The organism is Xanthomonas sp. NCPPB 4467 (genome assembly GCF_041475665.2).
In the GTDB taxonomy this organism is placed as follows: domain Bacteria; phylum Pseudomonadota; class Gammaproteobacteria; order Xanthomonadales; family Xanthomonadaceae; genus Xanthomonas; species Xanthomonas dyei.
In genome coordinates, this window is the sequence record NZ_CM191260.1 from 3511097 (window position 1) to 3531139 (window position 20043).

The following is a 20043-nucleotide window of genomic DNA, read 5'->3' on the forward strand; positions in this document are numbered from 1 at the left end:
ACTGCACGCTGCTGCCGGCGTCGGCCTGGCTCAGCGATTGCGCAACAAGTCGCCGTACACCACGCATTCGCCATCGCTGCGCGCCGGGCCGGGCGCGTCGTACAACACCAGCCAGCTGGGAACCTTGCCGGCCAGCTGCGGCGGCAGATTGCAGATGGCTTCGGCGCGGTCGCTGTCGGTGCCATGCGGCAGCACCGCCGATTCCAGCACGGCATGCTGAAAGCGCACCGGCTCGCGGTTGGCGGCCAGCACGGTGCGTGCATCCGGCCATTTGAACAGGCGGATCTCGCCGTTCAACACCATCGTGGGGCCGGCCAGCAGATACAGATCGTCGCCGGAATAATGCAGATCGCGGATGCCCAGCCCGCCCAGCTGCAGGAAGTGCTTGCGCAGCAGCGTGCCGTCGTCGTCCAGCGGCGCCAGGCGCAGATGGTCGCCATGCGCTTCCACCCGGATTTCCAGCAGCGCCGACCAGCCGCGTAGCACCGGCCCGCGCAGGCCAAGCAGCAGGCGCTTGCCGTCGGCCACGATGCCTTCGATATCGAAGCCATTGTCCTTGCCGGGAATCTTCAAAAACGGGCCAAAATGCGCGTCGTCGGCCAGCAGCTCGGTGAGCTGGTTGTGCTTGGCGTCGCCCTTGAGCCGCAGCGCACGGCGGCCATCGGCCGCCTCGCGCACCAGGCGTGGGGTGCCGTCGGCATCGGACTCGATCGGCAGGCAGGCCAGCAGGCGGCGGTTGGCGTCGAGCTTGAGTTTGGTCAGGCGTTTGGCGTTGTCGGCATCGTCGCGGCCAGGCTTGGCGTTCTTGCGCTTCAAGCCATGCGAGCCGATCACCCAGAGATAGCCGTCCGACAGGCCCATGCCTTCCAGATCGGCTTCTTCTGCGTCCTCCCCCGGAAGATCCAGCAGCTCGGCCAGGGGGAAACTCAGGCCCTCGCCGAAGCGCAGCGTCTCGCGCTGAGTGGGCTGCAGCTTGCGCAGGCGATCCACCGCGCAGGCTTCGTCGCCGGCCACCCACAGCCAGTCGTCGGTAAACGCCGCGCCGGACAGATTGCTGTGCACCAGCGCGCCGGGTGCGAACTCCAGCCGGACGCTGTGCGGAATCAGGGTTTTCTTGGCCATGGGAACCTGGTGGGTGGTGTTGCGAAGTTGGGCGATTGAAGGCCTGCGCACGTAGCTGCGCGGTCGCTGCATGCGGCGGCAGGTGCTGAGCGCACCCGCCGCGTTTGCAACCTCCGCACCTGCGCACGATGCGAGCAGGGGATCAATCGTTCTTGGTCAATCGAACGCGGCCAGCTTGGCACGCGCCACTTCCGGCGCCAACTGCCCCGACCAATCGCGGTCGTTGGCCACCTGCGCGTGGGCGCGGCTGGCTTCGAACGCATCGAAGTCCAGCGCGGCATACGCCCAGACGGTGTCTGCATCGGTCTGCGCCAGCACGCCGTCGGCGGGAAAGCCCACATCCATCGGTGCAAACACCGCCGCCTCGCCGGTGTTGATGTCCAGCGCGGGGCTCCAGGGCGCCTCGCCGGCGGTGACCGATTGCGCCACGAACAGGCGGTTTTCCAGTGCGCGCGCCAGACACCCGACCCGCACGCGGGTGGCGCCGGCGGCAGTGTCGGTACAACTGGGCACGATCAACAGGCGCGCGCCTGCTTCGTACTGCGCGCGCACCGGCAATGGAAATTCGCTGTCGTAGCAGATCGCAATCGCCGCACGCACGCCGTCCAGCGCGAACACCTTCAATGCATCGCCCGGCTCGATCAGCCCGGTGGCTTTTTCGAACCCGGTCAGTTGCAGCTTGTCCTGCCAACCATGGCCGCCGTCGGGCGTGAACCAGTCGCTGCGATTGCGATAGCGGCCCTGGCCCAGATCCAGCAGAAAACTCCCGGCAATCAGATGCAACCGGTGCTGCCGCGCCAGGCCGGCAAACAGCTCCAGCCACGCCGTTCGCAGCGCCTGGATGGCCGCCAACGATCCGGGCAGGCCGGCCGAAACCTGCGCGCCGAACGTGGCAGCCAGCTCCAACGACAGATATTCCGGCAGCACCGCCACCCGCGCGCCGGCAGCCGCAGCCTCGCCGATCAGTGCCGACATGCGCGCGGCGAAGGCTGAGAAATCCACGGGTTTGCCGATCGGATATTTGGCAACGGCGATGGTGAGCGGAGCATTCATCGGCAAGCTTCCTTTAACGGCTCTATAGCGACGCACAACGTGCGCAGCAACGCAATCGACTGCACCACGTTCAAGGTTTCAGCGCGCGCGTCCACACACTCAAACTGTGGTCGATCTGCCCCTGTTGCAACTCCGCCCACTCCAGCCGCACCTGCATGCCCGGCTGCGGCGCGTAACCGCGCTTGCGCCAGAACACATCGTTGGGGCGATAGTCGGCAGGTTTGCGCGGGTCGTCCGCTGCACGTTCCACCGAGCAGAACGCGGCGAGCGTAAAGCGGCCCAATGCGCGGGCATGCGCCTCGCGCCTGTCGAAGAAGGCATGGCCGATGCCCTGCCCGCGATATGCCGGCAACAACACCGATTCGCCGAAATAAAACACGCTGGCCGGGTCGATGCCGGCGGCGATGAATGGCGCGTGGAAGGCGTCGCTGTCGTCGAGTAACGGCAAACCAGTAGACGCGCCGATGACCGCATCGCCGTCGCGCGCCAGGACGAACACGCTATCGGGCGAAGCGGCATAGGCAGCCAGATAGTCGCGTTCGTAGCTGGCATCGCCGTCGTACAGATACGGCCATGCGCGGAACACCGCGATGCGCAACTGCGCTACCGCATCCAGATACGGCAACACCGCGTTGCCGTGGACTGTTCCAACGATCAGGGAGGTGCCGGTCATGCGGCCATGGTAAGCGAGCCTGGCCGCGTTGCGCGGCTGCGCTGCCATTGCTCACCGCAGCCAGCCGTCATGGCGTTGGGCCGCGTTGCCGGGCTGTTGCCACATCAGCCACACCGCCGCTTCTTCCTGGGCCACCAGCACCCCAAGCAGCGCATCGGTACTGCGCGCCCAGTAACTGCCGTTACTCAAGCGCTGCCAAGGCCCGTAGCCGCGCACACGTGCGTCCGGTGGCGGCGCCTGCTGCTGCCGCGACGCCTGCAAAAAACTGCATCCACACGCAACGCCTGCGCCGTGCGCGCATGCAGGCGCAGGCCGATCACCCCACGGCGGCCCTCGCGCGCCAGCGGCAATGCCGACAGCGGCGAGCCTTCCCATTGCGACAGTGGCGCTGCGGGAAGCAGCGCCACCGTGTCGATTCCGGCGGGCAGCAAACGCTGCGCCCGCCGGTACACCTGTGCATGCGCGCGCATGTCGACCTCAGCGCAGGCTGTTTCCAAGCTCGTACCAATCGACCTTACGCGTCACCCACATGATGCTGGCCAGGATGCCGAACAGCAGCAACGACCCCATCAGCAGCGAGTTGTCTTCCGAGACCAGCAGGCTATAAAGCACGCCATACAACGCCGTCAGCATCACCGAGAACCCGGCAGCGCGTACCCAGCTCCGCAACACGCCGGACAGATAGAAGAACTGCAGGCCGATACATGCCGCCGCCGACACCAGATACGCCTGCCAGAATGCGATGTGCTCGGAAAGGCTCAGCAGCAACAGGAAGAAGATCGCCAGCGCCAGGCCGACCAGCAGGTATTGCAACGGATGGATCGGCAAGCGCTTGATCAGCTCGAACAACACGAACGCCACAAAGGTCAGCACCACGAACAAGATGCCGTACTTGCTGGCGCGATCGGCCTGGGTGTACACATCCACCGGGTCGACCAGACGCACTTCCAACGTATCCAGCGACGACTGCGACGACTGCAACTGCGTCTGCGCACCGGTCGCCAGCGACGACAGCGACCAGCTCGCATCGAAGCCGCGCTCGCTGATGGTCGGCGCATTCGGCAGAAAGCGCCCACCGAACAACGGATGCGGCCAGGCCGAGCGCAGCGCGATGTCGTTATTGTCGGCAATCGGCGCGATGGCCAGACTGCGCGTGCCATCCAGCACGAATGCCATCTCCACCGCATTGCCATCGACCAGCTTGCCGGCCAGCGGATCGCCCAAGGGCTGCAGATCGGCGTGAATGCCGGCCGAGCGCGGTGCCAGGCCGCCAGCGCCGCTTTCCAGCGTCAGGGTGCGGCCGTCCACCTGCAGCCTTGGCGTGCCCACCAGGCCGCGCACGTCCGAAATGCCCACGGCCAGATGCGGTTGGCCATAGCTGCGCCCGGCCACGGCCGGATACTCGAACGGGTCGAATTCGGCCTTGAGCTTGGCCTTCCACGAATACACCTGCACGCGGAACAGGCCGATCTTGCGCTCGGACGGCATCAACTCGCCGCTCAGGTTGAGCGTGCGCGGGGTCTGCAGCAGTTGCCCATCGCGCTTGCGCCAGACCTTGTGCGACTTGCCCTCCTCGTCCGGCTCGGTCACCTGCACGTCTTCGGTGTACGGCAGCACCCGCACCGGTGCGATGAATTGCTGCTCGGCGGCCTTGCTCTGCGCCACCCGCTCCACCGCCTGGTCGCGGTATTGCGCGCGGTCCTGTACGGTGCCGCGAATCAGCAACAAGGGAATCAGCAACAACAGGATCAATCCACCGATGGTGGCGAACCGCAACAACAGTTTCAGGGATTTCATCGGTCATCCTCGTTCTGGGAGGTGGCCAGGGTGCAAGGCCCCGGTGTCGGGGGTTTGAGGTGAATTTGAAGCGAATGTGAAGTGCCGCATCTGCGCGCGCGGCGCCCTTCTCGGCGACCCGCCGCTGCATGAGTTCGAGAAAACCGCTACTAGCCGCGATCAAAACGACTGTAGAGTCCGCGCTCAAAATCAGTAGGCACCACGTGCACCATCTGACTCCTGCGCACCGCCCCCATCTGACGAGGCTCGCGACGTTGTGTCAGCCGCGCTTAGCCGATCGGCAACCGCAAGGTCGCAATCGCGCCGCCACCCTCGCGATTGCCCAGCGCCGCATCGCCACCGTGCAGACGCGCCACCTCGCGCACGAACGGCAAGCCGAGGCCGGAGCTGCGTTGTCCGGTCTGTGGGCGCGCCAACGAATAAAAGCGCTCGAAGACGCGTTCGATGGCGTAATCGGGCACCCCACTGCCGCTGTCTTCGACAGACAGCTGCCATTGCCCGGCCTGTCTGTGCGCACGCAGCAGCACGCTACTGCCCTGTGGCGAAAACGCAATTGCATTTTCCAGCAGATTGATCAGTGCCTGACGCAGCAGAAACACGTCACCGGACACGTACTGCTCACTGGCCGAATCGGACGGCACGGCAAGCTCCAGTTGCACGCCCGCCGCAGCAGCACGCGGCGCCACCGCCTCTAACGCCGCCCGGAGCACGCCGGCCACGGCGATGCGCTCGCGCGTCTGCAGCCAGCCGTGTTGTTCCACCTCGGCCAGCGCGAGCAGCTTGTCGATGGTCTCGGTCAACCGCTGCTCCTGCGCGCGGATGCTGGCGACAAAATGCTGGCGATCGGCTTCCGGCAACGGCTCTGTCAACAACTCCGATGCGCCACGGATCGCTGCCAGCGGGCTTTTCATTTCATGCGTCAGCGACTGCACGTAATGCTCGACGTAGGCCTTGCCTTCCAGCTTGCGGCGCATGGTTTCCAGCGCCTGGCCGAGGTCACCGATTTCATCGCCGCGCGGTTTGGGCGGCGGCACCGGGATGCCGGCGCTCACGGCCTGCGCATAGCGGTTGAGCCGGCCGATGCCGCGCATCAGCCACCAGGTCATCAGGATGCCGATCAACGCGGAAATACCGATCAACCAGGCCCCGCGCTGCAGGATGTTGCGTTGGCTGGCTTCGATAAACGGGTCGATGCTGCGATTGGGCTGGGCCAGGGTCAGCACGCCGATCAACTTGCCGGGTTGATCGGGCGCGTAGATCGGTGCGGCCACATGCATGACGGTGGCTTTAGGGTCGCCATCGAGTTCCGGGCTGGAACGCGCGCCGTATTCGCCACGCAAGGTGCGGTAGACATCGTTCCAGCGCGAGTTGTCGCGGCCCACGTCGCGGCCCAGCGAATCGAATACCACCACGCCGCGGGCATCGGTCACGGTTACGCGGTAATCCACATTGTTCTTGCGGAAGCGCCACACCCAGGCCTTGGGGTCGCGCTGCTGCGCCTGCGCCAGATTGCGCGCGAAGCGGCCGTCGACGAAGTGCCCGGTGGCCAGGTCGCTGCTGGCCATTTCCGCCAGCACGTTGGCCGCATCCACCAGGGTGGATTCCATCGCTTGACGCACACCCGGTTTGACTTCGTTGACGAACACCCGCATCACGAAGAACGCGGCCAGGCCCACGATCAGGAAGAAGCCCAGAAACAGCTTGAGACCGAGGCGCATATCAGCGCCCCACCCCGTTCAACGCACCACACACATGCCCATCCATCGGCTACAGCTCCAGGGCGTAGCCAAGGCCACGATGGGTGCGGATCGGGTCGGCCGGCACGCCGGCCAGGCGCAGCTTGCCGCGTAGCGTCTTGATATGGGTGTCGACGGTGCGATCGGCGCTGTCGGCGCTGGCATCCCAGCCGCGATCCATCAACTGCGCACGGCTCAGGATCGCACCGGGGCGTTGCAGCAACGCAGCCAGCAGCGCGTATTCGTAACGGGTCAGCGGCAACAAGGCATCGCCGTAGCGGATGCGGCTGCCATCGCGGTCGATCGCGAACGCGCCATGCGGTTGCCAGCCCGGTTCGGCCGCCGCTGCCACGCTGCGGCGGCGCAGACGTGCGCGCACCCGCGCCACCAGCTCGCGCGGGGAGAACGGCTTGGCCATGTAATCGTCGGCGCCCAACTCCAGCCCGAGCACACGGTCGATCTCGTCGTTGCGCGCGGTCAGGAAAATCACCGGCACCTCGCTGAAACTGCGCAGGCTGCGGCACACCTCGAAGCCGTTGATGTCCGGCAGGCCCACGTCCAGCACCACCACATCGGCCGGGTCGGCACGCAGCCGCGCCAGCGCGTCGCGGCCCAACAGGCAATGTTCCGCCGCATAGCCTTCGCTACGCAGCGCGTAGAGCACGGTATCGGCGATGGCGGCTTCGTCTTCGACGACGAGTACGCGGGCGGGAGAGTCGGACATGGCGCGCAGCATAGCCGCATGCCGGCGCGGCCCATAGCGCGCACGCTGCCAGGCCGCGGCACGCAGGCAAGCCTCGGCAACAGACGTTGGCGACAGATGGTCCGGGCAGCTGCGCGCTCCCGGCGCCACGTCCTCAAGTCCATGCCGCTGGTGCATCCGGCCACGCCGCGCACCCGCGCGCAGCGCAAAGGGCCGCGCACGCTCTACACTTCCCCGATGAACTATCGCCATGCCTTCCATGCCGGCAACCATGCCGACGTGCTCAAGCACATCGCCTTGCTGGCGCTGATCGACACCCTCAAGCGCAAGGACACCCCGTTCTTCGTGCTCGACACCCACGCCGGGCGAGGCCGCTACCAGCTCGGTGGCGAAGAAAGCCGCAAGACCAACGAAGCCGATGCCGGCGTGATGCGGCTGATGGCCGAGTCCACCTTGCCGGAGGTGGTCGAGCGCTATCTGCGTGCGGTGCAGGCCGACAACCAGACCGTCGCCCGCCCCGCCGTCCCGGGGCAAAAGCCGGCCCGCCCCACCGCCGGCATCCAGCTCAATCATTACCCCGGCTCGCCGCTGCTGGCCGCCCAGGCCCTGCGCGAGCAGGACCGCATGGCGTTCTGCGAGTTGCAGCCGGACGAGGCGGAGGCGCTCAAGGGCCTGTTCGCCAAGGACAGCCGCGTGCGCGTGCATGCCGGCGACGGCTATGCGGCCATCCGCGCATTTTTGCCGCCGCGTGCCGGCGACACCAAGATCGGCCGCGGGCTGGTGCTGGTCGACCCCCCGTACGAGTCGCAGGACGCCGAATACCAGCAGATCATCCACAGCGTGCGCGAGGCGTTGGCACGCTGGCCGCAGGCGATCTGCATGGTGTGGTACCCGATCAAGCTGCGCCGCAGCCTGCAGCCGTTCATGCGCAAGGCGGCCACGTTGCCGGCCAAGTCGGTGCTGGTGGCCGAGCTGCAGGTGCGCCCGGACTACTCGCCGCTGCGCCTGACCGGCAGCGGGCTGTTGATCGTCAATGCGCCCTGGCAATTCGACAAGGTGCTGGCACCGGCATTGCCGGTGCTCAAGAAGCATCTTGGCGAGCTGGGCGCCTCCACGCGCCTGGAATGGCTGCGCCAGGACGCCTGATACACCGGTGATGCGTGCAGCGTGTGGCTGGCCGCCTTTGCGGCGACTGCGCACGCTGCAGGCCGTGTCGTGCACTCGCGGTGGCGCGCATCCGCTGCCGGCTGGCTGACAGGCGCGGCAACCTGGCGTCGGGCTGATGCTTGGCCTTGGCGCGATAGCCGGCCCCCTGGCCTCAAACCGTCCCGATCCGCAGCAGGCTGCCCTCCGGTCGCCAGCGAATCACGGGCAACTGCCAGGCGATGGCGCGCGAGCAAGCTCACGACCGGCTCACGGCTCCGCTCGTTACAGTTGCGTGGGAAGCACTGCCACCTCTTGATGGCCCCCAGCGGCGCACCGGATTCATTCACGGTTGCGCGCCGGGCTGGTGCCAGAATCTTCCGATCTTTAAGGAACATCGGTCATGGCCATTCGCAATCGCATGCCTCCCTGGCATGAAAACTTCAGCCTGCCCAATGGCCGCACCCTGTTGCTTCGCCCGATCCGTCCCGAGGATGGCCCGCCGCTGCAAGGGGCTTTCAGCCTGCTGGGACCGGAGGAGATCCGCGCGCGCTTCGTGCGCTCCTCCGCCGAAATCACCCCGGAGATGGTGCAGCGCCTGACCCATCCCAACCCCAAGACCGAGATCGTGCTGGTCGCCGCCGAGCAGTTGCCCCCGGGCGAAGCCCTGGTGGGCGCGGTGGCGCGCGCAGCATTGGTGCCGGGCACCCGCCAGGCCGAATACACCATCCTGGTCAGCAGCTTCGTCGCCGGCCAGGGCCTGGGACGGCAATTGATGCGCAAGCTGGTGAAGTGGGCGCGCCGCAAGTATCTGGACTGTCTGTTCGGCGACGTGCTGCAGAGCAACGTCCCGATGCTGCAGCTGGCCGAATCGCTGGGCTTCAAGCCGCAGGCGCATCCGGATTCGCCGGAACTGGTGCGGATGGTGCTGGAGCTAGATGCCTGAGGGGCTGGGATTGGGGAGTCGGGATTGGGGAGTCGCTTGAAGCGTTAGCTGTCCTAAGTTGGTGCGGAGGCCCTTGCCCGCCTACCGGCGCGGGACACGCAAGGTCCCGCGCCGGTAGGCGGGCAAGGACCAGTCAAGAAGGTCGGTGTGCATGGTTCAAGCCAGGCGCGGTGAGCGGTCCTATTGACGGCCTACCGAACCAATACAGGGCCCAAGAAACCGCCTGCGGTCTGATGACCCTCCTCTGACAACCGACCAACGTGCTGGCGCGGTGTCCTCACCGCTTGCGGGACCGTGTGGCGGCATGGATGCCGCCACCGAGCCTCCACGGACGGATTCACGGCGTGTCCCGCAAACGGTGAGGGCACCGCGCCTTCGACCCGCTCAGCTGTTGCTCCTGAAGTCGGCCGGTCCCCAGAACGGCAGCGGCAGCGGCAGCGACAAGCCCAGCAGAACTTGGCGAGCTCGTCGCGCACGAGCCAACACAAGCTTTCACACCAGATGGACCGGGCACTGCGGGCGCTCTGATAAAATCGCGGGCTGATGCCGCAGCCTACCTATCCCTCGCCGCCGCTGCCCAAGTCTGGCCAGCTCCGCGCCTACTGGCGCTCTCCGTCTTCCCCGACTGCACTGGCCTGGTCGATTGCCCGCGCTGCCGAAGCGCATGCCGGCCCGTTGCTGGTGATCGCCCGCGACAACCAAAGCGCGCACCAGATCGAGGCCGATCTGCACGCCTTGCTCGGTGAGCACGCGACGCTGCCGGTGGTGCCGTTTCCCGATTGGGAAACCCTACCCTACGACCAGTTCAGCCCGCACCCGGAAATCATCAGCCAGCGCCTGGCTGCGCTGCATCGCCTGCCCGGCCTGAGCAAGGGCGTGGTGATCGTGCCGGTGCAGACCCTGATGCAGCAGCTGGCACCGCTGAGCTACATCGTCGGCGGCAGTTTCGATCTCAAGGTCGGCCAGCGGCTGGATCTGGATGCGGAAAAACGCCGCCTGGAAAGCGCTGGTTACCGCAATGTGCCGCAGGTGATGGACCCAGGCGATTTTGCGGTGCGCGGCGGCTTGCTCGATGTGTTTCCGATGGGCGAAACCACGCCGCTGCGCGTGGAGTTGCTGGACGAAGACATCGATTCGATCCGCGTGTTCGACCCGGAATCGCAGCGTTCGCTGGACAAGGTGGACGCGGTCAAGATGTTGCCCGGCCGCGAAGTGCCGATGGACGATGCCAGCGTCGAACGCGTGCTGGCCTGCCTGCGCGAACGCTTCGACGTGGATACCCGGCGCAGCGCGCTGTATCAGGATCTCAAGTCCGGCATCGCACCGTCCGGCGTCGAGTATTACCTGCCGATGTTCTTCGCCAAGACCGCCACCTTGTTCGACTATCTGGACACGCGTGTGCTGCCGCTGGTGGCCACTGGCGTGTCCAACGCCGCCGATACGTTCTGGACGCAGGCGCAAAACCGCTACGAGCAGCGCCGCCACGATGTGGAACGCCCGCTGTTGTCGCCGGACGAGTTGTATCAATCGCCGGATGCGCTGCGCGAGCGGCTCAACAAGCTGGCGCGCATCGAGGTGTGGGCCAGCGATCATGCGCGCATCGACGAGGCCGCCGCGCTCGGCGACCAACCGTTGCCGCCGCTGCCGGTCGCCGCAAAAGACGCGCCGGCTGGCCAGGCACTGGCCTCGTTCCTGAGCCACTACCCGGGCCGTGTGCTGGTCGCTGCCGATTCGGCCGGCCGCCGCGAAGCCTTGATGGAAGTGCTGGCCGCCGCCCAGCTCAAGCCGGATGTCGTGGCCGATGTGCCGGCCTTCCTGGCGGCGACCACGCTGCGCTTCGGCATCACCGTGGCGGCGCTGGAAGACGGCTTTGCGCTGGACGACCCGCAGATTGCGGTGCTGACCGAGCGCCAGCTGTTTCCCGAGCGGGCCAACCAACCGCGCCGCACGCGCCGGGTCGGGCGTGAGCCGGAAGCGATCATTCGCGACCTGGGCGAGCTGTCCGAAGGCGCGCCGATCGTGCACGAGGATCACGGTGTGGGCCGCTACCGCGGGCTGATCGTGCTCGATGCCGGCGGCATGCCCGGTGAGTTTCTGGAAATCGAATACGCCAAGGGCGACCGGCTGTATGTGCCGGTGGCGCAGTTGCATTTGATCAGCCGTTATTCCGGTGCATCGGCCGAGACCGCGCCGCTGCATTCGCTGGGCGGCGAGCAATGGACCAAGGCCAAGCGCAGAGCCGCCGAGAAGGTACGCGACGTGGCTGCCGAGCTGCTGGAAATCCAGGCCCGGCGCCGCGCGCGCGCCGGCCTGGCGCTGCAGGTGGACCGTGCGATGTACGAGCCGTTTGCGGCCGGGTTCCCGTTCGAAGAAACCACCGACCAGCTTGCCGCCATCGACGCCACGCTGCGCGATCTGGGCAGCAGCCAGCCGATGGACCGCGTGGTCTGCGGCGATGTCGGTTTCGGCAAGACCGAGGTCGCGGTGCGCGCGGCATTTGCTGCGGCCAGCGCCGGCAAGCAGGTCGCCGTGCTGGTGCCGACCACCCTGTTGGCCGAACAGCATTACCGCAATTTCCGCGACCGCTTTGCCGATTACCCGATGAAGGTGGAAGTGCTGTCGCGCTTCAAGAGCACCAAGGAAATCAAGGCCGAGCTGGAGAAGGTCGCCAGTGGCGATATCGACGTCATCATCGGCACGCACCGCTTGTTGCAGCCCGATGTGAAGTTCAAGGACCTGGGCCTGGTCGTGGTCGACGAGGAACAACGGTTCGGTGTGCGGCAAAAAGAAGCGCTCAAGGCGATGCGCGCCAATGTGCATCTGCTCACGCTGACCGCCACGCCGATCCCGCGCACGCTCAATATGGCCATGGCCGGCTTGCGCGATCTGTCCATCATCGCTACCCCGCCGCCCAACCGGCTGGCGGTGCAGACCTTCATCACCGCCTGGGACAACACGCTGCTGCGCGAAGCATTCCAGCGCGAGCTCAGCCGTGGCGGCCAGCTGTACTTCCTGCACAACGATGTGGAAAGCATCGTGCGCATGCAACGCGACCTGTCCGAACTGGTGCCCGAAGCGCGTATCGGCATCGCGCACGGGCAGATGCCCGAGCGCGAGCTGGAACGGGTGATGCTGGATTTCCAGAAGCAGCGCTTCAACGTGTTGTTGTCGACCACGATCATCGAATCGGGCATCGACATTCCCAACGCCAACACCATCATCATCAACCGCGCCGATCGCTTCGGTCTTGCGCAGCTGCATCAGCTGCGCGGCCGCGTGGGCCGTTCGCATCACCGCGCTTACGCGTATCTGGTAGTGCCGGACCGGCGCTCGATGACCTCCGATGCGGAAAAACGCCTGGAAGCCATAGCCTCGATGGACGAGCTGGGTGCGGGCTTTACCCTGGCCACGCACGATCTTGAAATCCGCGGCGCCGGCGAATTGCTCGGCGAAGACCAGAGCGGCCAGATGGCCGAGGTCGGTTTCAGCCTGTACACCGAGCTGCTGGAGCGCGCGGTGCGCAGTATTCGCCAAGGCAAACTGCCCGATCTGGATGCCGGCGAAGAAGCGCGTGGCGCCGAAGTGGAGCTGCACGTGGCCTCGCTGATCCCCGAGGATTACCTGCCCGATGTGCATACGCGCCTGACGCTGTACAAGCGTATTTCCAGTGCACGCGACACCGATGCATTGCGCGAATTGCAGGTGGAGATGATCGACCGCTTCGGCTTGCTGCCGGATCCGGTCAAGCACCTGTTCGCGATTGCCGAGCTCAAGCTGCAGGCCAACGCGTTGGGGATCCGCAAGCTGGATCTGGGCGAAAACGGCGGGCGTTTGGTGTTCGAAGCCAAGCCGTCGATCGACCCGATGACCGTCATCCAGATGATCCAGAAGCAGCCGAAGATCTACACCATGGATGGCCCGGACAAACTGCGCATCAAATTGCCGATGCCCGACGGCGCAGACCGCTTCAACGCCGCACGCGGTTTGCTGGCCGCGCTGACACCGGGCTGAAGCGCAACGCCGCGTTTGATGGCGTCGCAGCAGACTCGACAGCACTACACGTCATGCACGCAGGTGAGCATCACCTGCGTGCATGCTGCGTGCGCGAGAGGTCTCCGATCTCGCGCCGATGTGCGTCACACGCAATGGGCTCGCAGCCCTTGCCCTTGCTCGATCCGCACCGCTGCGCCGTGTTTGAAACACGCGCGCATTGTCCCGGGACTGTCCAGGACAAACGCCCCATGAGCCTGCTTGCGACAAACCTGAGCAGTTAATTTCAGAACTGCTAGAAGATTTCACATTTACGTCATTCGACTGAATTTGGTCTAAATATTTCAGCTAGGCGCCGATACCTGCATAGACCGGCATGACTCCGTGTGCAACGCACTGCCACACAGATCCATGCCACCGCGACCTTCTCCCCGCGTCATCGCACCCAATGTGCGCCATCGCTTGAGGCACCCATGAACGCTGCATCTCCCGATCTGCCCGCCCCGTTGACGCTTACCCTTGAGGGCGAGATGACCATTCGTCGCGCCGCAGAACTCAAGCCGCTGTTGCAGCCGGCGTTGGCGCATCCGGGTGGAGTGCATCTGGATCTGGCGGCGGTGAGCGAAATCGACACCACCGGCCTGCAATTGTTGCTGGCCACCAAGCAGGCGATCCAGACCGATGGACGGCCGTTTTCGCTGACCGATTCCAGCCGTGCGGTGGTCGATGTGATCGAACTGCTCGGCCTGCTCGAAGCGCTGTACCCGCATGCGGTTGCCGGCCTCGGCGAACACATTCACTAACGGACGGGTGACGCGCGCATGGACATGAACCAGCTGATGCAGACCTTCCTGGCCGAGAGCCGGGATCTGCTCGAAGACATGGAACGGCATCTGCTCGAAGCCGAGCGTGGCACGTCGTCGCCGGATGCGGTCAATGCGATCTTCCGTGCCGCGCACACCATCAAGGGCTCGGGCGGATTATTCGATCTGCCGCAGCTGGTCGGCTTCACCCATGTGGTGGAAAGCGTGCTCGATCTGGTGCGCGAAGAAGCGCTGACGTTGAGCTCGGACCTGATCGGACTGCTGCTGGTGTGCTGCGATCATATCCATGCATTGGTGGAGACCGCCGCCGACCCCAGCCATGCCGATGCAGCTGCGCTGGCGGCCGAAGCCGAGCCGCTGCTGGCGCAATTGCAGACCTACCTGCAAACCAGCGCCTGCGGCGTCACCGCCGCCGCCATCCAGTACAGCACGCCTGAAAAACAGAGCGGTTACTGGCGCATCTCGCTCAAACTTTTCGCCGACGCGCTGCGCTTCGGCAACTCGCCGCTCAAGCTGATCCGCAACCTGCGCAGCCTGGGTTCGGTGGAATCGATCGGCACCGACTACAGCCAATTGCCAAAGTTCGAAGACCTCGACCCGGAAGCCAATTACCTCGGTTTCCAGATCCTGCTGCGCAGCGATGCCGACCGCGCCGCGATCGAAGAAGTGTTCGAATTCGTCCGCGACGATTGCGATCTGGATATCGCCGCCGTGCCTGCGCCAGCCGATACCGCCACGCTGCTCGTCAACGAGCCGGTGGTGGCCGCTACGTCGGTCAGCGGATTTGCCGCCGTGCCAAATGGCGCAAACGCCGCATCGGCGCCGGCCCGCAACGCACCGGACGCCGGCGGCCGCAACAGCGATGCGCGCTCGATCCGCGTGGATGCCGACAAGCTCGATCGCATGATCGATCTGGTCGGCGAACTCATCATTGCGGTCAGCAGCACCAATGCCAATGCGCAGCGCACCGGCGATGCGCAACTGCTGGAATCGGTCTCGATTCTGGCCGGCCTGGTGGAAGACGTACGCGAAAGCGCGCTGCAGCTGCGCATGGTCAAGATCGGCGGCACCTTCAGCCGCTTCCAGCGCGTGGTGCACGATGTGGCACGCGAGCTGGGCAAGGACATCGCGCTCGTGGTCGCAGGCGAAGACACCGAACTGGACAAGTCGGTGGTGGAAAAGATCGGCGACCCGCTGACCCATCTGGTGCGCAACGCGATGGATCACGGCATCGAACCGGCAGACGTGCGCGTGGCGCGCGGCAAACCCGCACGCGGCACCGTGGGCCTCAACGCCTATCACGACTCCGGCAGCATCGTCATCCAGATCACCGACGACGGCGGTGGCTTGAACCGCGACCGGATCCTGGCCAAGGCGCTGGAACGCGGCTTGATCGAACCCGGCCGCCAACTCAGCGACCGCGAAGTGTTCGCGATGATCTTCGAGCCGGGTTTTTCCACCGCAGAAAAAGTCACCAACCTGTCCGGCCGCGGCGTCGGCATGGACGTGGTCAAACGCAACATCACCGCCCTGCGCGGCACGGTCGAGATCGACAGCGCCGCCGGGCTGGGCACCACCATTTCGGTGCGCCTGCCGCTGACGCTGGCCATCATCAACGGCTTCCAGGTGGGTGTGGGCAAATCCGTGTTCGTGGTGCCGCTGGATGTGGTGGAGGAATGCGTGGAGTTCACCCCCGACTACGCCAGCGATTACATCGACCTGCGCGGCACCGTGCTGCCGTATGTGCGCCTGCGTGAACTGTTCGCCCTCGGCGGCAGGACGCCAGCACGCGAAAGCATCGTGGTGATCCGGCAAGGCGCACAGCGCTTCGGCCTGGTCGTGGACACGTTGCTGGGCGAATGGCAGACGGTGATCAAGCCGTTGTCCAAGGTGTTCGCACAGGTCAAAGGCATCAGTGGTTCCAGCATCCTGGGCAGCGGCGATGTCGCGCTGATCCTGGATGTGCCCAGCTTGCTTCAACAGTTGCACCCCAATCAGGACGCGTTGGCGGCCTGAGCATTTGCAGTCTCGCAGCCTACAACCCGCGTCGTTCGTCGTTACCTGAGCCCAGGAACCATCGCCATGTCACACCGCCTTCCGATCACTACCCAATTATGGTTCACCGCCGCGCTTGCGGTGGCCCTGCCCGTCCTCGTGATCGTCGCCGGCTTTGCGCTGACGCTGCCGCATGCAGCCCTGCTCGGCGGCAGCATCGTTGCAGCCCTCATCAGTGGCGTCCTGCTGGCGTGGGCGATCCGCATTGCCGGCGGCGCGCTGGACCTGGCCACCACCACGCTGGACGCTTTTTCGCGCGGCAATTTCGATGTCGCCCTGCCGCAGACACGCGAGGAGCATGCCGGCGACGTGCTGCGCGGCTTGCGCAAGGTGCAAAGCGGCATCCGCCACGTCAACGACGAGATCAATCGGGTCTCGCGCGAACACGATGCCGGCGAAATCGACGCACGCATCGATGTGGCGCGCTTCGACGGCGACTTCCGCACCATGGGCGATGGCATCAACCGCATGGTTGCCAGCCACCTGACGGTGAACAAGCAGGCCATGGCCTGCGTGGCCGAGTTCGGCCGCGGCAACTTTGTCGCCGAGCTGGAACGCCTGCCGGGCAAGAAAGCCTTCATCAACGAGGTGGTGGACCAGATCCGCGGCAATCTGACCGGCCTCGTCGCCGAGGTCAACCGCATGTCCACCGAGCACGATGCAGGCGATATCGACGTGGTGATCGACACGCAGCGCTTCACCGGCGACTTCCGTCGCATGGCCGAAGGCATCAATGCGATGGTGGCCGGCCATATCGCGGTCAAGAAGCAGGCCATCGCCTGCGTCGGCGAGTTCGGCCGCGGCAACTTCACCGCACAGCTGCCGTTGCTGCCGGGCAAGAAGCGCTTCATCAACGAGACCATCGATCAGGTGCGCGGCAACCTCACCGGGCTGATCGCCGAGATCAATCACATGTCCGCCGAGCATGAAGCCGGCGACATCGACGTGGTGATCGACGCCACCCGCTTCGATGGCGACTTCCGCAGCATGGCCACCGGCATCAACGAGATGGTTGGCGCACATATCGCGGTCAAGAAGTTGGCGATGGGGGTGGTGGCCGAGTTCGGCCGCGGCAACTTCGATGCGCCGCTGGCGCGGCTGCCCGGTAAAAAGGCCTTTATCAATGACACCATCGAGTGTGCACGCGGCAACCTGCGCAGCATCTCCGAGGTGATCCAGGTGATGGGCGCGATGGCCGAGGGCGACCTCACTCACACCGTGGAAGGCCGTTACGACGGCGCATTCGCCGACATGCAGCGCTACGTCAACACCACCATGACCCGCCTCACCGAGATCGTCGACGAGGTCAATCGCAACGCCGAAAACCTCGCCAGCGCATCGGAAGAAGTCAGCGCCACCGCGCAGGCCCTGGCCCAGGCCGCCAGCGAGCAGGCTGCCGGCGTGGAGCAGACCAGCGCCTCGCTGGAGCAGATGACCGCTTCCATCGCGCAGAACACCGAGAACGCCCGCGTCACCGACAGCATGGCCGCCAAGGCCGCCAGCGAAGCGGCCGACGGTGGCGACACCGTGCGCGCCACCGTGGTGGCGATGAAGGACATCGCCAAGAAGATCAGCATCATCGACGACATTGCCTATCAAACCAATCTGCTCGCGCTCAATGCGGCCATCGAAGCGGCGCGCGCCGGCGAGCACGGCAAGGGCTTTGCGGTAGTGGCTGCGGAAGTGCGCAAGCTGGCCGAGCGTAGCCAGATCGCCGCGCACGAGATCGGCGAAGTGGCCGAGTCCAGCGTCGAGTTGGCGGAAAGCGCCGGCCGCGTCTTGGGTGAAATGGTGCCCTCGATCCGGCGCACTTCCGACCTGGTGCAGGAAATCGCTGCAGCCTCCGAAGAACAGACTGCAGGCGTCAGCCAGATCAACACCGCGGTGGGCCAGTTGAACCAGACCACCCAGTCGGCCGCGGCCAATGCCGAAGAACTGGCCGCCACGTCCGAGGAAATGAGTGCGCAGGCCGAGCAGCTGCAGCAGTTGATGGGCTTCTTCCGGCTGGGAGCCAGCAGTCGCGGCACCGCGGCGGTTGCCAAGCAGTCCCCGCGTCGCGTTACGCCGGCCGCCAGCTTCCAACTGCGTCGCGCCAACGTGCGTCCGATCAATGCAGCGGTCGCCGCCGATGTGGTGGATGAGTCGCAGTTCGTCACCTTTTGAGGAATCGACGATGCAACAGCGCAATGCAGACACCGATGGGACGCCACCACCGTCCGTCCCTCAGCAATACCTCACCTTTTCGCTAGGCGGGGACATGTTCGGACTTGGCATCCTGGGCATCAAGGAAATCATCGAATACCGCATCCCGACCGAGGTACCAATGATGCCGCCTGCCTTGCGCGGGGTGATCAACCTGCGCGGCGCAGTCGTGCCGGTGATGGACGTGCAGGAGCGCTTCGGTCGTAGCGCAAGCGCCATCACCAAACGCAGCTGCATCGTGATCGTGGAGATCGCACGTGGCGGTGAGCACCAGGTGCTGGGCCTGCTGGTGGATGCGGTCAGCGAAGTGGTGGAGATTGCGCCAGCCGATATCGCCGACGCGCCCAGCTTCGGCGCTGGCATCCATCGCGATTTCATCCAGGGCATGGCCAAGCGCGAAGAGCGCTTCGTGATCCTGCTGGATGCCGACGCCGTGCTGGCCAACGACACGTTGGCGCAGCTACCCACCGCCGCCCTGGCGGCCTGACTTTTCCCGTGCACGCCAGGATTCCCATGCATTCTCCGCTTCTCTCCTGCAACTGCGCGCTGGCCGGTCCGGTGTTGGTGGTTGACGACAGCATGGTCCAGCGCGAACACGCGATGGCACTCTGCCGTCAACTGGGCGCCAGCCTGGTGGAAGGCGCCAGCGATGGCCATGCCGCGCTCGCCTGGTTGAGTCGTGCCGCGGCGCCCTCTTTGCTGTTGATCGACCTGGAAATGCCGGGCATGGACGGCGTGCAACTGCTCGACGCACTGGCACGTGGCCAGCACAGCGTCCCGGTGGTGGTGGTCTCCCAACGCGGCGGCGCATTGATCGATGCAGTGATGCAGCTCAGCCGCAGCGCCGGTGTCCGGGTGTTGGCAGGACTGGAAAAACCGTTGCGGCTGCAGGACCTGGCCACCACGCTGGACTGCGTCCCGGCATCGCCTACCGAAACGCCCGCCACGCTCGCGGTACCGACCTCGCCTCTGTTGTCCAGCGGCAGCGCCGCGGCCTCGCGGCTGGATCGTGCGATGCGGCGCGGCGAAATTCGCGTGGCTTATCAGCCCAAGCTGGATCTGCGCGATGGCCGCCTGCGCGGCGTGGAAGCGTTGGCACGGTGGCGTCGCCCGCAAGGCGACATGATCGGACCGGACCGTTTCATTCCGCTGGCCGAGCGCGAAGGTCTGATTCATGCACTCACCCAACAGGTGATCGACAAGGCGGTTGCGCAGTTGGTGGATTGGCGCGCAGAAGGCCTGCAACTCACGCTGGCCTTGAACCTGTCGCCCAATCTACTGGGCGAAGAGGATTTCCTGGAGCACCTGTGCGGCAAGCTGGCCGACAACGGACTAACGCCGGGCGATCTGGTGCTTGAGCTCACCGAAAGCGCCATCGTGGAGCCGGCCAATGCATTGAGCATGCTCGCGCGCCTGCGCCTGCATGGCTTCGGATTGTCCATCGACGATTACGGCACCGGCTTTTCCTCGTTGCAGCGGCTGGCCAGCATCCCGTTCACCGAACTCAAGCTGGACCGCAGCTTCGTGCAGGCCGCGCATCGCAGCCGCAGCCAGCGCACCGTGCTCGAATCCACGCTGGAGCTGGCCCATCGCCTGAACCTGACCGCCGTGGCCGAAGGCGTGGAAACCCAGGACGATTGGCGCCTGCTGCGTGAGCTGGGCTGCGATCTGGCGCAAGGCTATCTGATGGGATCACCGATGCCCGGGCCGATGCTGTCGGAGTGGTGGCGCGAACATGCCGTGCGCATCGCCCGATTGAGCGACAACATGCTCCCCAGCAATGCGGATGTGGCCTGAGC

General features: G+C 65.5%; 14 protein-coding genes, 1 other RNA gene and 1 pseudogene. 9 read left to right on the top strand and 7 right to left on the bottom strand.

The window, feature by feature from the left end; genetic code table 11:
- Window positions 1–30: 30 nt before the first annotated feature.
- From ACCQ06_RS15450 to creD, 5 genes and pseudogenes are all read right to left on the bottom strand, one after another.
- Entirely contained in the window at window positions 31–1122 is a 1092-nt protein-coding gene (locus tag ACCQ06_RS15450) for a DUF3616 domain-containing protein (RefSeq protein WP_316687090.1), read from the bottom strand.
- A gap of 156 nt (window positions 1123–1278) precedes the next feature.
- On the bottom strand, window positions 1279–2175 hold the full coding sequence (locus ACCQ06_RS15455) for a carbon-nitrogen hydrolase family protein (protein ID WP_316687092.1): 897 nt from the start codon (window positions 2173–2175) through the stop codon (window positions 1279–1281).
- A 70-nt stretch (window positions 2176–2245) separates the two neighbouring features.
- On the bottom strand, window positions 2246–2848 hold the full coding sequence (locus ACCQ06_RS15460) for a GNAT family N-acetyltransferase (RefSeq protein WP_316687094.1): 603 nt from the start codon (window positions 2846–2848) through the stop codon (window positions 2246–2248).
- A 51-nt stretch (window positions 2849–2899) separates the two neighbouring features.
- Window positions 2900–3318 (bottom strand): annotated as a pseudogene (locus tag ACCQ06_RS15465) (hypothetical protein).
- 7 nt (window positions 3319–3325) lie between these two features.
- The gene (gene creD, locus ACCQ06_RS15470) at window positions 3326–4645 is read right to left on the bottom strand and encodes a cell envelope integrity protein CreD (RefSeq protein ID WP_316687096.1); all 1320 of its coding nucleotides are present in this window, start codon (window positions 4643–4645) and stop codon (window positions 3326–3328) included.
- Between the two features lie 194 nt (window positions 4646–4839).
- On the opposite strand from creD, the gene ACCQ06_RS15475 reads away from it, so the two are divergent.
- A non-coding RNA gene (locus ACCQ06_RS15475) (sX9 sRNA) lies at window positions 4840–4910 on the top strand.
- Between the two features lie 4 nt (window positions 4911–4914).
- Here the strand turns inward: ACCQ06_RS15475 and creC are convergent.
- Window positions 4915–6363 carry a two-component system sensor histidine kinase CreC gene (gene creC / locus ACCQ06_RS15480; RefSeq protein ID WP_316687098.1) on the bottom strand — a complete coding sequence of 483 codons (1449 nt, stop codon included), beginning with the start codon at window positions 6361–6363 and terminating at the stop codon, window positions 4915–4917.
- Window positions 6364–6412: 49 nt separating this feature from the next.
- Window positions 6413–7117 (bottom strand): two-component system response regulator CreB, encoded by a 705-nt coding sequence (gene creB, locus ACCQ06_RS15485; protein ID WP_193552459.1) that lies wholly within the window; start codon window positions 7115–7117, stop codon window positions 6413–6415.
- Between the two features lie 204 nt (window positions 7118–7321).
- Here creB and ACCQ06_RS15490 point away from each other — a divergent pair, with 204 nt between their 5' ends.
- From ACCQ06_RS15490 to ACCQ06_RS15525, 8 genes are all read left to right on the top strand, one after another.
- Entirely contained in the window at window positions 7322–8230 is a 909-nt protein-coding gene (locus tag ACCQ06_RS15490; protein WP_316692616.1) for a 23S rRNA (adenine(2030)-N(6))-methyltransferase RlmJ, read from the top strand.
- Window positions 8231–8630: 400 nt separating this feature from the next.
- Window positions 8631–9173 carry a GNAT family N-acetyltransferase gene (locus ACCQ06_RS15495; RefSeq protein WP_055849802.1) on the top strand — a complete coding sequence of 181 codons (543 nt, stop codon included), beginning with the start codon at window positions 8631–8633 and terminating at the stop codon, window positions 9171–9173.
- Between the two features lie 543 nt (window positions 9174–9716).
- Window positions 9717–13184 (top strand): transcription-repair coupling factor, encoded by a 3468-nt coding sequence (gene mfd / locus ACCQ06_RS15500; RefSeq protein WP_228323137.1) that lies wholly within the window; start codon window positions 9717–9719, stop codon window positions 13182–13184.
- 452 nt (window positions 13185–13636) lie between these two features.
- Window positions 13637–13966, top strand: coding sequence for an STAS domain-containing protein (locus ACCQ06_RS15505; protein ID WP_228323138.1), 330 nt, complete (start codon window positions 13637–13639; stop codon window positions 13964–13966).
- Between the two features lie 18 nt (window positions 13967–13984).
- On the top strand, window positions 13985–16003 hold the full coding sequence (locus tag ACCQ06_RS15510) for a chemotaxis protein CheA (RefSeq protein WP_316687105.1): 2019 nt from the start codon (window positions 13985–13987) through the stop codon (window positions 16001–16003).
- 66 nt (window positions 16004–16069) lie between these two features.
- The gene (locus ACCQ06_RS15515; protein WP_228323140.1) at window positions 16070–18205 is read left to right on the top strand and encodes a methyl-accepting chemotaxis protein; all 2136 of its coding nucleotides are present in this window, start codon (window positions 16070–16072) and stop codon (window positions 18203–18205) included.
- 10 nt (window positions 18206–18215) lie between these two features.
- Window positions 18216–18731 (top strand): chemotaxis protein CheW, encoded by a 516-nt coding sequence (locus ACCQ06_RS15520; RefSeq protein ID WP_228323141.1) that lies wholly within the window; start codon window positions 18216–18218, stop codon window positions 18729–18731.
- Window positions 18732–18757: 26 nt separating this feature from the next.
- Window positions 18758–20041: an EAL domain-containing response regulator gene (locus tag ACCQ06_RS15525; protein WP_228323142.1), complete on the top strand. Its 1284-nt coding sequence runs from the start codon at window positions 18758–18760 to the stop codon at window positions 20039–20041.
- Window positions 20042–20043: the final 2 nt, after the last annotated feature.